The organism is Maribacter litoralis (assembly GCF_902506355.1).
In the GTDB taxonomy this organism is placed as follows: domain Bacteria; phylum Bacteroidota; class Bacteroidia; order Flavobacteriales; family Flavobacteriaceae; genus Maribacter; species Maribacter litoralis.
Genome location: NZ_LR733271.1, coordinates 4,121,796 through 4,137,920 on the forward strand (window position 1 = coordinate 4,121,796; position 16,125 = coordinate 4,137,920).

General features: G+C 34.2%; 14 protein-coding genes and 1 other RNA gene. 9 read left to right on the forward strand and 6 right to left on the reverse strand.

Translation table 11 applies throughout. From position 1 onward, the window contains the following. Positions 1–1,119 carry a 3-isopropylmalate dehydrogenase gene (leuB, locus tag EXIGUO8A_RS17595; RefSeq protein ID WP_159304181.1) on the forward strand — a complete coding sequence of 373 codons (1,119 nt, stop codon included), beginning with the start codon at positions 1–3 and terminating at the stop codon, positions 1,117–1,119. A gap of 11 nt (positions 1,120–1,130) precedes the next feature. On the opposite strand, the gene EXIGUO8A_RS17600 is transcribed toward leuB, so the two are convergent. Continuing rightward, a complete protein-coding gene (locus EXIGUO8A_RS17600) occupies positions 1,131–2,354 on the reverse strand; it encodes a TlpA family protein disulfide reductase (protein WP_159304182.1) in 1,224 nt (407 codons plus the stop codon). 127 nt (positions 2,355–2,481) lie between these two features. On the opposite strand from EXIGUO8A_RS17600, the gene pheT reads away from it, so the two are divergent. Further along, a complete protein-coding gene (gene pheT / locus EXIGUO8A_RS17605; protein ID WP_159304183.1) occupies positions 2,482–4,911 on the forward strand; it encodes a phenylalanine--tRNA ligase subunit beta in 2,430 nt (809 codons plus the stop codon). Here the strand turns inward: pheT and EXIGUO8A_RS17610 are convergent, their stop codons facing one another. Further along, a complete protein-coding gene (locus EXIGUO8A_RS17610; RefSeq protein WP_159304184.1) occupies positions 4,912–5,484 on the reverse strand; it encodes a fasciclin domain-containing protein in 573 nt (190 codons plus the stop codon). A gap of 206 nt (positions 5,485–5,690) precedes the next feature. Between EXIGUO8A_RS17610 and EXIGUO8A_RS17615 the strand changes: the two genes are divergently transcribed. Further along, positions 5,691–6,413 (forward strand): hypothetical protein, encoded by a 723-nt coding sequence (locus EXIGUO8A_RS17615; RefSeq protein WP_159304185.1) that lies wholly within the window; start codon positions 5,691–5,693, stop codon positions 6,411–6,413. Positions 6,414–6,423: 10 nt separating this feature from the next. On the opposite strand, the gene EXIGUO8A_RS17620 is transcribed toward EXIGUO8A_RS17615, so the two are convergent. After that, a complete protein-coding gene (locus EXIGUO8A_RS17620) occupies positions 6,424–7,551 on the reverse strand; it encodes a hypothetical protein (RefSeq protein ID WP_159304186.1) in 1,128 nt (375 codons plus the stop codon). 35 nt (positions 7,552–7,586) lie between these two features. Beyond that, positions 7,587–9,209 (reverse strand): ABC-F family ATP-binding cassette domain-containing protein, encoded by a 1,623-nt coding sequence (locus EXIGUO8A_RS17625; RefSeq protein ID WP_159304187.1) that lies wholly within the window; start codon positions 9,207–9,209, stop codon positions 7,587–7,589. Between the two features lie 179 nt (positions 9,210–9,388). Here EXIGUO8A_RS17625 and EXIGUO8A_RS17630 point away from each other — a divergent pair, with 179 nt between their 5' ends. Beyond that, positions 9,389–10,771, forward strand: coding sequence for a transaldolase (locus EXIGUO8A_RS17630; RefSeq protein WP_159304188.1), 1,383 nt, complete (start codon positions 9,389–9,391; stop codon positions 10,769–10,771). Here the strand turns inward: EXIGUO8A_RS17630 and EXIGUO8A_RS17635 are convergent. After that, positions 10,768–11,577, reverse strand: coding sequence for an SDR family oxidoreductase (locus EXIGUO8A_RS17635; protein ID WP_159304189.1), 810 nt, complete (start codon positions 11,575–11,577; stop codon positions 10,768–10,770). The two genes, EXIGUO8A_RS17630 and EXIGUO8A_RS17635, sit on opposite strands and share 4 nt — an antisense overlap. Positions 11,578–11,666: 89 nt before the next feature. Further along, an RNA gene (ffs, locus tag EXIGUO8A_RS17640) (signal recognition particle sRNA small type) lies at positions 11,667–11,765 on the reverse strand. Between the two features lie 134 nt (positions 11,766–11,899). Here ffs and EXIGUO8A_RS17645 point away from each other — a divergent pair. From EXIGUO8A_RS17645 to EXIGUO8A_RS17665, 5 genes are all read left to right on the forward strand, one after another. Next, positions 11,900–12,955 carry a glutaminyl-peptide cyclotransferase gene (locus EXIGUO8A_RS17645; RefSeq protein WP_159304190.1) on the forward strand — a complete coding sequence of 352 codons (1,056 nt, stop codon included), beginning with the start codon at positions 11,900–11,902 and terminating at the stop codon, positions 12,953–12,955. Between the two features lie 2 nt (positions 12,956–12,957). Further along, on the forward strand, positions 12,958–13,347 hold the full coding sequence (locus EXIGUO8A_RS17650) for an acyl-CoA thioesterase (protein ID WP_159304191.1): 390 nt from the start codon (positions 12,958–12,960) through the stop codon (positions 13,345–13,347). Positions 13,348–13,373: 26 nt separating this feature from the next. Further along, positions 13,374–14,918, forward strand: a complete 1,545-nt coding sequence (locus EXIGUO8A_RS17655) for a hypothetical protein (RefSeq protein ID WP_159304192.1) — start codon at positions 13,374–13,376, stop codon at positions 14,916–14,918. 144 nt (positions 14,919–15,062) lie between these two features. After that, the gene (locus EXIGUO8A_RS17660; protein WP_116769228.1) at positions 15,063–15,794 is read left to right on the forward strand and encodes a LytR/AlgR family response regulator transcription factor; all 732 of its coding nucleotides are present in this window, start codon (positions 15,063–15,065) and stop codon (positions 15,792–15,794) included. Between the two features lie 135 nt (positions 15,795–15,929). Then, the gene (locus tag EXIGUO8A_RS17665; RefSeq protein WP_159304193.1) at positions 15,930–16,106 is read left to right on the forward strand and encodes a hypothetical protein; all 177 of its coding nucleotides are present in this window, start codon (positions 15,930–15,932) and stop codon (positions 16,104–16,106) included. Positions 16,107–16,125: the final 19 nt, after the last annotated feature.

Genomic DNA, 16,125 nt, shown 5'->3' on the forward strand with positions numbered 1-16,125 from the left:
ATGCATTTAGACATTGCTGTTTTAGAGGGAGATGGTATTGGTCCAGAAGTGGTAGCACAATCTATTAAGTGCCTACGTTCTGTTGAGGAAACTTTTGGTCATAGTTTTACTTTTAAAAACGGTCTTATAGGTGCATCAGCAATTAAAAAAACCGGAAACCCTTTACCAAAAGAAACTTTAAAACTTTGCAAAAGTACCGATGCCACACTTTTTGGTGCCTTGGGTCTTCCAGAATTCGATGATAACCCTAAAGCAAAAGTTTGGCCAGAACAAGGTCTTTTAAAGCTTCGCAAGAAATTGGAATTGTTTGCCAACATTAGACCTGTAAAGGTTTTTCCGTCCTTGGTCAAACAATCGCCTCTTTCTAAAACCCAGGTACAGAATACAGATTTAATCATATTTAGGGAATTATCGGGTGGTATTTATTATGGCGACAAAAGCAATGATGAAGACAAAAATTCGGCAACGGACACCTGTACCTATACCGAATCTGAAATTAGTAGAATTGCTCACTTAGCCTTTAAATCTGCTAGGTCAAGAAAAAAGAAAGTTACCCTAGTAGATAAAGCCAATGTTCTTGAAACGTCGCGTTTATGGAGGCGTGTAGTTCGTAATATCTCGGAAAGTTATCCTGATGTAGTGCTTAATTGCCTTTTCATTGATAACGCCGCCGTGCAAATGATATTGAACCCTTCTCAGTTCGATGTTATTTTGACCGATAATATGTTTGGCGATATTCTTTCTGATCAAGGTAGTGTTATTGCAGGTTCTATTGGATTATTACCCTCTGCTTCGGTTGGGCTTGAACATGCAATGTTCGAACCTATACATGGCTCTTACCCCAATGCTGCAGGTAAAAATATCGCTAACCCAGTTGCATCGATCTTAAGTGTAGCCATGCTTCTTCAACATTTTAAAATGAACGAAGAATCTGATGCCGTTGTTGCTGCCGTGTTAAAATCCTTCTCTAAAAAAATTGTTACCCCAGATATTTTAGGAAGTTCAAAATATGGAACTAATTATGTTGGTGACTTTATTGCCGATAACATTATGGAATTGGACGGAAGCTTCAATATCAACGATGAAAACATTGGTCTTGGTAAGTCTACCATTATCTAAACTAACCGTTATTACTCATTGTTCAATTGCGTGATCAACGCATTAAATTCCTTTTTAAACTCTTCAAATTTCTCTCCCGTTGCCGGACCATTGAAACCGGTATGAATTTTTCTAACATCACCCTTCTTATCAATGAAGATGGTAGTAGGATATGAAAGTACATGATTTAGCATAGGCAGTTTCTCTTGAGCCTTCAATTTATCGTAGGTGCCAAATTGAGCCAGTAATATCGGGTATTCTACCCCTATTCTATCTTTTAAACGCTGTATGCCTTTAAAAGCTTTTTCTTGGGTCTTAGCAGATTCGAAAGCAAGACCTATAACTTCTACATTATCATTCTCTTTAACATAATCAACTAAGAATTTTGTTTCATCCAGGCAATTAGGGCACCACGTACCCATTAACTGAACTATTACAACTTTGTTATGAAACCTCTCATCAGACAATGAAATTTGGTCACCATTACTATCGGGGAATGTAAATGCCAGTTTATCATAACCTTCATTTAAAAAGGTAAGCGAATCTGGGTTTGGAAGCTCAAAGTCATCATTTCTGGTAGCCGTAAATGGTTCTTTAAAATGGTTACCCGAATAGAACATACCGTTCATACTCGAATCAGTAACTTTTGCAGTAAACAAAAAGGCGTGCGCACCATCAAAAGCAGATAATTTAAGTGAATCACCATCCATTACTCCGTCTAAAAACCTATAATCACCTGTGGTAGTTCTAAATGTACCGGTTACTTTATTCCCTTCTTGTAAAAATATACCCTTACCAACATATTCAGCTTCTAAGTCCGGACTAAAATAAGTTTCCCAAATTCCCGTAACATTTTCATTGTTTTCTCGGTTATTGACTTCAAACCTATCTTCAACCCCATGAACTGCGGTAAAAGGAACAATTCTATCTAGACTTTCCTTTATAAATTCACCCTCAATCGTAGTTTCAGTAAATCTACCCGCTAAATATCCTTCAAAAACCGGGGTATACATAAATATAGAATCGCCCTTTATTTCAACTTCATCTACTTGTATAACCTCCTCTGCATTGCGAATTTCCATTAAATACTTTCCTCCGACAGACCTACCGACCTTTAAGTTAAATGGTAACACCTGCTTATCCATAACATGCAACGCTACCAACCAATTGCCTTCAGCTAAATTCTTGGTGGTTTTATTTTCCTTACACCCTACCAACAACATCAAAATAGAAAGTACTGCAATACTGAATCTCATATTTTATTTTTTAAATAGCTTCTAATAAACAATTAAAAAGGCAGAATTAAAAATTAAAATAAAGACTTCATAGCTTATTGAATGTATTAGGGCATTGTTTTATCTTTGCGGCCTATAAATGTTTTGAATGAAAATATCATACAACTGGCTTAAACAGTTCATACAAATTGATTGGGAATCTCAAAAAACCGGAGAACTTTTAACCGATTTAGGTTTAGAAGTAGAAGGAATTGACAAATTTGAATCTGTAAAAGGCGGATTAAAAGGTATTGTTGTAGGTCACGTTTTAAGCTGTGAGAAGCATACAAATGCCGACAAGCTTAATGTTACTATGGTCGATATAGGCCTTGAAGCACCCGTACAAATTGTGTGTGGGGCAAAAAATGTAGCTGCTGGGCAAAAAGTACCGGTTGCCACCATAGGTACTACATTATATACCCCAGAAGGTGAAGCTTGGACAATTAAAAAAGGAAAGATCAGAGGTGAAGAAAGCTTTGGAATGATATGCGCCGAAGATGAACTGGGGCTTGGTGATAGCCATGATGGCATTATGGTTTTAGATAAAGACCTTAATCCTGGTACCCCTTGTGCAGATATCTTCGATATTGAGGAAGACGAAGTTTTCGAAATTGGCCTAACCCCAAATCGTGCAGACGCCATGAGTCATTTTGGCGTGGCAAGAGACCTTAAAGCAGGCTTAAAGCAAAAGGAAATTACAAAAGAACTTATAACGCCATCAACCAGTCATTTCAATATTAATGACCGATCTTTAAAAATCGATGTTGATGTAATTAAGACCGAACTAGCTCCTCGTTATTGCGGGGTATCAATTAGCAATCTTATTATACAACCTTCTCCTACTTGGCTTCAGAATAGATTAAAAGCTATTGGTTTAACACCAAAAAACAATGTAGTAGACGCCACAAACTATGTATTGCACGAACTCGGTCAACCACTACATGCATTTGATGCCGCCAAGATAAAAGGACATAAGATTGTTGTTCAAACTTTACCTAAAGGCACAAAGTTTACAACTCTTGATGGAGTGGAAAGAACTTTGCACGAAGATGATTTAATGATTTGCGATACCGAAAAACCACTATGTTTGGCTGGTGTTTTCGGTGGTTTAGGTTCTGGAGTAACGGAAGAAACAACTTCTATTTTCTTAGAAAGTGCTTATTTCAACCCTGTTTCAATAAGAAAATCGGCTAAAAGACATGGGCTGAATACTGACGCATCATTTAGATTTGAACGCGGAATTGATATTGAAAATGTTGAGTACAGCCTAAAACGTGCCGCACTATTAATTAAAGAGATAGCAGGCGGGGAAATAACTTCTGACATTTATGACCTTTACCCTAAAAAGCACCCCAACTTTGAAGTATTTCTTGCTTTCGAAAAAATCAATAAATTAATTGGTCAAGAAATCCCGCAGGATACCATTAAATCTATATTGGCCTCATTAGACATTAAAGTGAAGAATGTTACAGAAGCCGGTATGGGATTGGAAGTACCTTCTTACCGCGTAGATGTACAAAGACAAGTAGACGTTATAGAAGAAATTTTGAGGGTGTACGGTTACAACAATGTTGCATTCAGTCAAAAGCTAAATGCTTCCATAGCCAGTACAACAACAGCGGCAGATCACAATATACAAACAACTATAGGCAATGCATTAGCTGCTAAGGGGTATAATGAAATATTAACCAACAGTTTAACCAACCCAGATTACACTCAATTAATTGAAGTTGAGGAAGACGGGAGAAAATCGGTCGAAATCATTAACCCGTTAAGTGGGGATCTATCTATTTTACGAAGAACTTCTTTGTTTTCGGCATTGGAAACCGCTAGCTATAATATAAATCGTAGACGACCTAATCTTAAATTATTCGAATTTGGGAAAACGTACTACGAAAAGGAAGGTAAAAGAATTGAACCAAAATACTTAAGTATTTTACTAACTGGAAATACCACACAAGATAGTTGGACAAATAAGCCTGTTGCCACTAACTTTTTTGAACTTAAATCAATTGTTCAAACGGTGTTTTTAAGACTTGGTTTAAATAATTTGAAAAGTGAACCTACTTCTTCTACTATATTTTCTGAAGGTATAACGTTTACGTACAAGAAAAATAAGTTAGTGTCATTTGGATTGGTCAAAAAATCAATTTTAAAGCATTTTGATATCAAACAAGATATATTATTTGCCGATTTTGATTGGGGAACAGTGCTGAAACAAATTGACAATACCCCTATTTCTTTTAAAGAAATACCAAAACATCCAGAAGTTAAGAGAGATTTCGCCCTTTTACTTGATCAAAACGCTACCTATCGTGAACTTCATGAAATTGCATTCAAAACTGAAAGAAAGTTCTTAAAGGACATGACTTTATTTGATGTTTACGAAGGGAAAAATTTACCGGACGGAAAAAAATCATATGCGGTAAGCTTTACACTGCAAGATGACAAAAGTACGTTGACCGAAAAGCAGATCGAAAAAATTATGTCTAAACTACAAAGTAGCTACGAACGTAATTTAGGAGCAAGCCTTCGTTAATTAAAGCATCTTTTCAGGAACAAAAACGGTGTCAATCTCATGAATGATGCCGTTTGACTGATTTGAATCGGCCGTTGTAATTGTAGCATGATTACCAAACTTGTCGGTCAATACTATATCAATACCTTTCATTGTTGCCGTTATCGCTTCTCCTTGAATGGTTGTAAATGTGGCTATCCCATTTCCTCTGCACATCGCTTTTAGAATACTTGAGGCAGATAATTTGTCAGCAATGATATGATATGAAAGCATTGCCCTTAAAATTCTTTTGTTTTCTGGATCGAACAATTTATCTATTGTTGATTCTGATAACTTTTGAAATGCAAGGTTAGAGGGTGCAAAAACTGTGAATTCTCCTTTATAATCCAATACTTTATCTAAATCGACCGCCTTAAGCGCATTTAATAAAGAAGAATGGTTTTCAAAGGATTCCGTACGTTCTAAAATAGATTTTTCCGTCTTTATAGTTGAGATTAATTGATCAAACTTTAGATCAATACTATTGTCTTGTGCATAGCTTTGAAGCCCTAAAAATAAGGCGCACAAGGACACGAGGGATGTCCATTTTTTCATAATAGTTGGTTCTTAAGGGGCAAATGTTCTTAAAATCGACAAATGGTACGATTTCTTCGTCAATATACAATTTGAAGCAATCGACACCTAGTCAAAATTAACGATTGTAGCTATTTTAACATTTTATTAACTTTTAATTAAGTTAGACAAAATTTACATGAAAATACTAATTGCTTAACTTTGAGTGTATTGCTAAAAAAGAGAACATGTTACTGCCAAAAACAAATATTGAACAGAAGCTGTCGACAGTAAGAAAAAAACGAATTTCAGCCGAAGAAACACACCTGAAAGAAGTTTACAGCATATTATCTAATCTTGATAATGAATTAGAGCGAATAGAAAATAATGTAACTATTAGCAATGGTGTTCAAAATAATAAATTCAATATTGATTTATTGGACAGTGATAAAATTTACCACATTGATGAAATAAAACAGATTTGCATAGACTACCGTTTACGCTTTCTTGATGCTAAATACTTTAAAGGTCCACTACCAACTGAAGCACTATCAAAAATAAAAACGCTCGAAAAAGAACATCATATTGAAATACAAGGTTTTAAAATAATAGCGCCTTCTAAACTATTTAAATTAGAAGATAAAGACGACCCTTTATTATTTGCCCCTATAGGCAATGGGTATCACTACTTAATACATCAATGGGGCAATGATCTGCACCCATTAAGAAGATTATTGATGTGGCCTTTTAAAAATATCATCAACCTAACTATTCTTGTATTATTGGTAAGTTTTCTGGTAACATTATTGATTCCTAACGGTCTATTTTCAAAATCAAGTACAAATGCTCAATTCTGGATTTTATATTTCTTTATGTTTAAATGCATAGCCTCAATAGTTATTTTTTATGGTTTTGCTTTAAGCAAAAACTTTAATCCGGCTATTTGGAACAGTAAATATTATAATAGCTAGGCATTTCTATTTAGTCTATGAAAATGGTTTGTGGTATACCGGACAAATCTATATTATCTACAAATTCAAAATCTGGTGACGGCGTAATTCTTAAAATTCCACCATTGTCGCCACTTCCGTTTTTTTCATATCCTACAAGTATATAATTGTTTTTATCGTCGTAGGCTATTGCAGTTGTATTGGCAATATTAAATTTTACGTTAAGCTCAGCATCTGAAAGGAAATTTTCATACAGATAAACAACAGTACTGTTCTTTTCAAAATCATAGGTGGCAGGTACTTCTGTTATATTTGCCCCCTGCATGTTTTTTTGAAAATAGAATTTTCCATTACCATCCATAAAAAAGTCGTTCGTATTAATAAACCCTGGAGCAGTATCTTCACCATAGGTTGTATAGGTCTTATCTAAAGTTATCGGGTCTATAGTTGTGTGCAGCTCAGGATAACTAACAATTATTTGATCAGAATTATTTTTAAATAATCTTAATGCATCATAGCCTAAATCTAACGTAATCAATACATCATTGCTATTTAAATCAATAATGGTTAAATGATATTCATTGGATACAAATTCATTTAAGGTTAAAACAAAAAGCTTATTAGATGACGCAACAACATCAACCGGTTTATTATTCAAGGTAATTTCAGCGTAGTTTTCTGGATTATTCAATGACCCTCTTCTAACCACAAAGTGCTTATCCTTGCCTAATAAATCTCTCTCATAGGCAATAAACATATCAATTTCATCATATGCTACAGCAACCACATTAATATCACAAGCATTGTCGTCAGTAAAAACCTGAATTTTTTTTGATAATTTTTCTTCTGCATTATACCACTGTAAACTAGCCTCGCAATTGGCAGTATAGTAGTAACCTAAACTACTTGATGACTTGAATTTTATGGCATTTGCCGGTATAAGACCAAAAGATGCGACCTCTTCACCAACAACTAAATTGTCTTGACCCATACTAACAACAGCTGCATTGATATTATCATTAGCTTCTAAAAAGACCGTATAATCAACAGCTATATCGGTTTCGATTACTATTTCTTCTGGTTGCTCATCGGTAGATTTTTCGCAGGCAACGAAACTAAAGGCCAGCAAGAAGTAGGCCACAAAATTGTAGGTTTTCATAAAACATTGATTTGGGTTAATCTTTTATTCTATGCTTACTCAGCGTACATCTTGTTACGCTGGTCTTTCAATGCCTTGTCAGACATATATTCATCAAACGTAGAATATCGATCAATGTTGCCTTTAGGAGTCAATTCTATGATCCTATTCGCCACAGTTTGAGCAAATTCGTGATCATGAGTCGTAAAAAGTACTGTTCCTTTAAAATTCTTTAGAGAGTTGTTAAATGCCGTAATACTTTCCAAATCCAAGTGGTTTGTTGGTTCATCTAACATTAAAACATTGGCACGCATTAGCATCATTCTACTCAACATACAACGTACTTTTTCTCCACCAGATAAAACGGTACACTTTTTAAGCGCTTCTTCGCCACTAAAAAGCATTTTACCTAGAAAACCTCTAATGTAAACTTCTTCTCTCTCCTCTTCTGTTTTAGCGTACTGGCGTAGCCAATCAACAAGGTTAATATTATTGGTAAAGAAATCTGAATTATCAGCAGGCAAATAAGACTGGGTAGTCGTTACGCCCCATTGGTACGTTCCCGAATCAGCCTTTTTGTTACCGTTAATAATTTCATAGAATGCAGATGAAGCTCTAGAATCTCTTGAAATTATAGCAACCTTATCTCCTTTAGCTAGATTGATATTGACATTATTAAACAATACCTCACCTTCTTCTGTGCTAGCAGACAAACCTTCAACATTCAAAATTTGGTCACCCGCTTCTCGTTCCCTATCAAAAATTATTGCCGGATATCTACGACTAGATGGTTTAATATCATCAACTTTTAACTTGGAAAGCATTTTTTTACGTGACGTTGCCTGCTTACTTTTTGCAACGTTTGCACTAAATCGAGAAATAAACTCTTGTAATTCTTTTGCTTTTTCTTCTGCCTTCTTGTTTTGTTGTGCACGCTGGCGTGCTGCCAACTGGCTACTTTCGTACCAAAACGTGTAATTACCGGAGTATAAATTTAATTTTCCGAAATCAATATCACCAATATCCGTACAAACGGTATCTAAAAAGTGACGGTCGTGACTAACAACAATAACCGTATTCTCATAATCTGCCAAGAAATTCTCTAACCAACTAATTGTTTCATAATCCAAATCATTGGTAGGCTCATCCATGATCAACACATCAGGATTTCCAAATAAAGCCTGAGCTAAAAGTACTCGTACTTTCAATTTAGAATCTAACTCAGACATTAAACTATAATGCATATCTGCACTAATACCTAAGTTAGAAAGTAGGGCAGCCGCATCGCTATCGGCATTCCAACCGTTCATTTCCTCAAACTGCACTTGTAACTCCCCTATTCTATCTGCATTTTTATCATCATAATCCGCATAAAGGGCATCTATTTCCTTCTTAATCTCATAGAGAGGCTTATTGCCCATTACCACTGCTTCCAAAACCGTATATTCATCAGCAGAATTATGATTTTGCTCTAAGATGGACATTCTTTTACCAGGCTCTAAATGCACATGCCCAGATGTAGGGTCGATCTGACCTGCCAAAATTTTCAAAAAAGTAGATTTTCCAGCACCATTCGCACCAATAATACCATAACAGTTACCTTGGGTAAAAGCAACGTTTACTTCATCGAATAATACTCTTTTTCCAAATTGAACAGAAAGGTTAGAAACAGATAACATAGAAACTAAATTTTAAAAATCCGTGCAAAAATACAGAATTTATAGGCTTACAGTGTGTAGTTTTACATCAAATTCTATAAAAGATTCTTAAGTTAGCGGTTCATAACATTTAACTAGCTATTAACAACATCCGGTGATCAGGTTTATTATTTTTGGATAATACCAGTCCCATATATTATATGATAAGAATTTTACTCTCTACTTGCGTAGCTTTATTGGTGGGTTGTTCATCCACAAAAAAAGATTCAGATTCGGTACTTTTTGCTGGTGAAATTGTTAACCCGACAAGTGACCAAGTAATCTTATTAAAAGGCGGTTCAAAAATAGATTCCGCGAAACTTGATGACAAAAACAGATTCAAGTTTAAACTTTCTTCTATTGAAAATGGTCTTTATCATTTCAATATCGCTCCAGAACATCAATATGTATATTTAGAAAAAGGTGATAGTCTAATGGTTAGACTTAACACTATTTATTTTGATGAATCTTTGGTTTTCTCTGGAAGCAATGAAGAAACGAATAACTTTCTTTTAGATCTTTTCTTAGCAACGGAAATAGAAGATTCTGATATGTACTCTGAATATTACAAATTGGAACCAAAGGAATTTTTGGCAAAAATAAACGCTCTTAAACAAGAAAAAGTCAATAAGTTAAATGAACTAAATACTGAAAATTTAATATCCAACCAAGCCATTAAACTTTTAACGGGCAGTATTGACTACACATATAACAGATACAAAGAAATTTATCCTTTTAGACATAAGAGAAGAACTGCAGAAGAAAACTTTCATGATTTACCCAAAGACTTCTATAAATACAGAAGCAGTATAAATTATGATGACCATACGTTAACATACCTTAGACCATACTACGATTTCATGAAAGCTCATTTGGGGAACCTATCTTACATGACCTGTATGGATAACTGTGGCGACCTTCATGAGAATAACAGCAAACAGTTACATTACAAGAAGCATAAGCTACATTTAATTGACAGTCTTGTTGTGGAAAAGGAATTACGGGACAACCTATTCAGAAACGTTGCCTTCGACTATTTGTTAAAGAAGAATGACGCCCCTGAAAACACGGAGATTTTCATTAAAGAATTTAAGAAGGTTTCGAAAAACAACATGCATCTAGAAGAAATTGAAAACCTCTATCAGGGTATTGTAAATCTTCAACCTACCAATATGATACCTAATCTTTCTGTACTCAACTTTGAAAACGAGCCTAAGACTTTAACCGAAATAGCTAGTGACAAGAAGGTATTATTCTATTTTTGGTCGGGAACCAACAGAAAACAATATTTGAATATTTTCAAGAGAATTGACATTCTTAAGGAAAAAAAGCCAGATCATGAACTCATCGGTATTAATATAAAAACTGATTACGACCAATGGAAGAACATACTAACGACTCTTGGCGTAGACCCTTCTTTACAGTACCATAGCAACGACTTTAAAGAACTTACCGAAAAATTAGTTTTATACCCAATCAACAAAGCTATTATTACCGACAATGCAGTAATAGTTGATGGCTTTTCTAATATTTATAAGAATTAATGAGCACTATGGCTCTCTAGAAGTTTTTCGAACCAACGCCCTGGTAATATATTTTTAAGCGTCAATGAAAACTTCTGTATAAAAGATCCCACTTTATAATGTGGTTTTGGGTTTTTGGTTTCAATGATTTTCGCAATCTTTCTACCAACTACAGCTGGGTCTCCTCCACTATCGACATCAGCATCAATTGCTTCTAAAGTACTTTTATAAGCACTTTTATAGGGTGAATTTTCAAATACCGGAGTATGATACCTACCCGATGCTATATTAGTTGCAAAATCACCAGGTGCTAATGTGGTGAGCTTAATACCAAATTGCTTGGTCTCCATTCTATAGCTTTCAGTTACTATTTCAAGCGCACCTTTTGAAGCAGAATAAATCCCTCTATAAGGCAACCCCATATATCCTGCAATTGAAGTGATATTAATAATTAAACCTTCTTTCTGCTCGCGCATCACCGGCAAAACAGTATTCATTACGCTTAACGGTCCATTAAAATTGGTCGCAAATGCATTAATTACTTCTTCATGAGGTGTTTCTTCCATAGGACCGGTAATTCCCACGCCGGCATTATTGATCAAAACATCAATTCTATTCTCCATTTTCAATAATGAAGTAATACATTCTTTAATTGTATTTACATTTCTAACATTCATTTCCAGAAGAGGAAAATCTTTAAAAGATGGGTATTTACTTTTGTCACGGGTTGTACCGTAAACTTTATAACCTAAATTTTTTAAATGTAAGCCTATTGCTTTGCCAATACCTGAAGATCCACCTGTAATTAGTACTACTTTTGTTTTCATTTTAAAGAAAATAAGCGATGCTAAAGATTATATAGAATTGGTTTTGAATATGTTACCTAAAACAAAATTATTTCACTTTAGGGCACAAAAAAAGGCAAGCTACCTACATCGCACCGCTACGACCGTATACCCTTGCTGCGTTCCCACCCTGGGGGATTCTACAGGAGCTGGTCGTGTAGGACTTGCCGGGTGCAAATATACAATCTTTTAAAACTTTGACAATCCTTTTAGTTTCTAATTTTTATGAATTAAATTGCCTTTTATTAACAATCACTCATACATTTAATGAGTTTCTACTTAATCTAAAATACCTGTTTACTTCATGAATATCGCCAAAATAATTTGTATTCTTCTTATTACCAGCTTTTTCACTTCTTGCGGCAGTGGTAATCAGAAAGCCTCATCCTTATTTGAAATTGATTTAGAAAATAATTTAAAAAAAATAAATCAAAATCAAGAAATTGGTATATCAATAAAAAACAAGAAAGAAAAACAAATAGAAAGTGTTGAATACAGCATTGATAACACAACAATACCTGTAAATAATGGAAAAATTAAAGTCAGTCTACCCACTTTAGGGCATAAAGTTTTGACCGCTAAAATTACTTTTGATGGTGAAACCGTAGAGATAAACAAAAACCTTAAAGTATTATCAGAGAAAGCACCTGAAATTTACACCTACAAAATCATTAACGAGTACCCACATGACACTAAAGCCTATACACAAGGCTTAGAGTTCTACAATGATACTCTTTACGAATCAACAGGTAAAAAAGGTCAGTCTTTTTTAAGAAAACTAAACTTTAAGACGGGTGAAGTTTATAAGCAAATAGATTTGGACGAATCATATTTTGGAGAAGGCATTACTATTCTTAATGATAAAATCTATCAGCTTACCTGGCAAAGTGGTTTAGGCTTTATTTATAATCTAAACACATTTGAAAAATTAGACAATTTTCAATATGGAAAAAGTCGCGAAGGCTGGGGATTGACCAATGATGGGTCTAAAATTTATAAAAGTGATGGAACTGAAAAAATTTGGCTAATAAATCCTGATACCATGACAGAGGAAAGTCATATAGAAACGGTAACCAATTCCTCTATTTTTAATTCTGCTAATGAATTGGAATATGTTGATGGCAAAATATATGCTAATGTCTACCAAAAACCCAGCGTTATGATCATAGACAGTAAAACCGGTGCTATTGAAGGGGTTATCAATTTTAGTGGCTTAAGCGATAAAATTACTAAAACAGAAAATTGGGACAAAACCAATTATGTTCTTAACGGTATAGCCTATCATCCAGAACGAAAAACATTCTTTGTTACCGGAAAATTTTGGGACAAAATGTTCGAAGTTCAAATAGAGAAAAAATAAGAATGAATTCATTTCATAAGGAAATTACCGTTTCTGTTGACGATTTAGACGACTTAAACCACGTAAATAATGTACGCTACGTGCAGTGGATTCAAGATATTTCAAAAGAACATTGGCAAGCAAGCGCATCTAGCTTAATGCAAGATCAGGTTATATGGGTGGTTTTAAGTCATCATATTGAATACAAACGCGCTGCGGTACTTAATGACCCTATTAAAATCTCTACGTATATAGATTCTAGCTCTGGTGCAAAGTCAATACGAATTGTTGAAATGAAACACGCAACAACGAACAAGTTACTTGTAAAATCAAGTACAGAATGGTGCCTGTTAGAAAGTAAATCTTATAGACCCATTAGAATTCCAGATAATATAAAGGAAATTTTCCTATAACTTAGGTGTTGTAAAACTATACCCGCGTGCGCACTAAAATTCTAATAACATTCTCCATTTTATGTTCCATACTTTGGATTACATCTTGTAGAAAAGATTTTGATTATGCACCAAGTAACGGTCATTTATCTTTTTCAAGAGATACCGTTTATTTAGATACCGTGTTTTCAAATATTGGTAGCAGCACCTACTTATTAAAAGTTTTTAATGACACTAAAGATGATGTTGTTATTCCCACTTTAAACTTAAGAAATGGTCTAGAAAGCTTTTATAGACTCAATGTTGACGGTGTTGCAGGCAAAGAATTCAACAATGTGCCCATCTATGCCAAAGACAGCCTGTTTATACTAATAGAAACAACTATAGACATCACCGATTCAGCGGTAAATGAATTGCTTTATATTGATGCTATTGATTTTGATAGCGAACCTTACCGGCAATCAGTTCAACTAGTGACTTTAGCCAAAGATGCTATTTTTTTATATCCCAATGAAGAACTTGAAAGTAGTACAGAAATTTTAGATGTTTTTATTGACGAATCAACCGAACCTGTAGAAATAGAAGGATTTGTTTTAAATGATGAATATTTAACCCTTAATAATCAAAAACCTTATGTGGTTTATGGCTATGCCATAGTTGAGGAAGATCAAGAGCTAATTATTGAAGCTGGATCACGACTACATTTTCATGAAAATTCGGGCATTTTGATAAAAGAGGGAGCTACCCTTACTATAAACGGACAACTTAGCGAAAACGATGAAGAATTAGAGGGCGAAGTAATTTTTGAAGGCGACCGACTTGAACCCGGTTTTGATGATATCCCCGGACAATGGGGCGCAATCTGGATAAGCCAAGGAAGTCAAAATAATTTCATTGACCATTTAACCTTAAAAAATGCACAACTTGGTCTTTTTGTTCAAGGGCAAGAAAACAATATAGAAACTACATTAACACTAACCAACAGTAAAATCTTCAATAGTTCCACAATAAACCTATGGGCTAAAAATGCGAAAATATATGGAGAAAATGTGATTTTAGGTAATGCAGGCAACTCTTCCTTTTTGATTGAAAACGGTGGCAATTACAGCTTTATACATACCACTGTAGCCAATTATTGGAACAAAGGCTTTCGATTTAATTCGGCTTTAGATATTAGAAACCATTCCAGAAATAATTTTGACGTTGGGTTCAACTTACAGAAAGCTGAATTTAAAAACTCTATTATTGACGGTAACGGTCAAAATGAAATATCATTGATCACCAACGAACAGAATGATTTTAACTTCCATTTTCAAAATTGCTACATAAAATTAAACGAAGACAACAGCTCGAACATAAACAATCCTTTGTACAACTTTAATAATACGGAATACTTTACCCATATTATAACAGCAGGTGAATTAGACTATTTCTCACCTACTGATGATGATTTTAGAATTGGGCTTGACAGTGATGTATTAAACAAAGGTGATATAAACACTGCTAATTCATCACCTATTGATATAATAGGAACCTCTAGATTACCCGAACCAGATTTAGGTGCTTATCAAGCAATAAATAAGGAAAATTAACGAGAATGCTCGTTTAAATGCAAGATTTTTCGCTCACAAACCCCGTAAATACTGATTTTATAAACATATCCTCTGTTTTTATAAGGACATTCTAGGTCTACTTTTTAATACCTATGTTTAATTTCGTGATATACGCTATTACATTTGAATTATTCATATACCATAATAGACTCTGATGCTGTTTCAAACTTACAGCTACATGCTTTCTTAGATGAGTATGATGATTTTGAATGCATAAATACGACCAACAATCCTTCCGATGGTTTAAACGATATTCTCAAATATTCGCCGGATATTGTTTTTATAAACCTGAATAATGACTACAACGCTGTTTTTTTGATGATTACCGAGATTCATCAATATATGAATCAATTACCAATTTTAATAGGTATCGCTTCGACCAAAAAATATGCTTATGACGCCATCAAAAATGGCTTTTTTGATTATTGGCTGCAACCCTTCAATGAATTTGATATTCGCAAATCTTTATTGAAGCTTCAAAAAAGAATGCCAAAAGAAAAAGCACCGGCTACCTTATGCTTAAAATCGTATAACGATTTTCAATATTTAAATACCAATGACATACTTTACCTTAAAGCAGATAATAATACCACCGAATTTTTCATGAATGACGGTACAATTATTAATGCATATAAAACGTTAAAGACCTTTGAGAATACCTTACCAGATAACTTTATGCGTATTCATCAAAGCTATATCGTAAATACAAGTTACGTTTCACGTATCAACTTTGGTAAATCCATATGTGCTATAAAGAAGGTAAACGAAAGTATTCCTTTTTCAAAAACATACAGAGAAAATATGGAAAACCTGAAAACCATTCTTTCTAAAAACACACTTTCAGCATTAAATTAAGAATCCTCTCAAAACTAGCGTATTTACTCACAGAACTGTGTAGTACACTTACAACTCTAATTTTAGCATTTAAAACTCTTTTTATCATACTACTTTGGCTGTATAATAAAACCAAAACCCCTAAAAACACACAGTATGAAAAAAGTAACAGGTATTTTAGCAGTAGTAGTAATGGCAGTTGGTATGGCTACTATTTCAATAGAAAACACGTCTAACGAATTTGACAACGCAATTGAGAATTCTCAAACAATAACATGTGATGACTGTGACGCTCCTTTAGGAGATAGAAAACCACCAAAGAAGATAGGATAAGTATAAAATTATTAATACA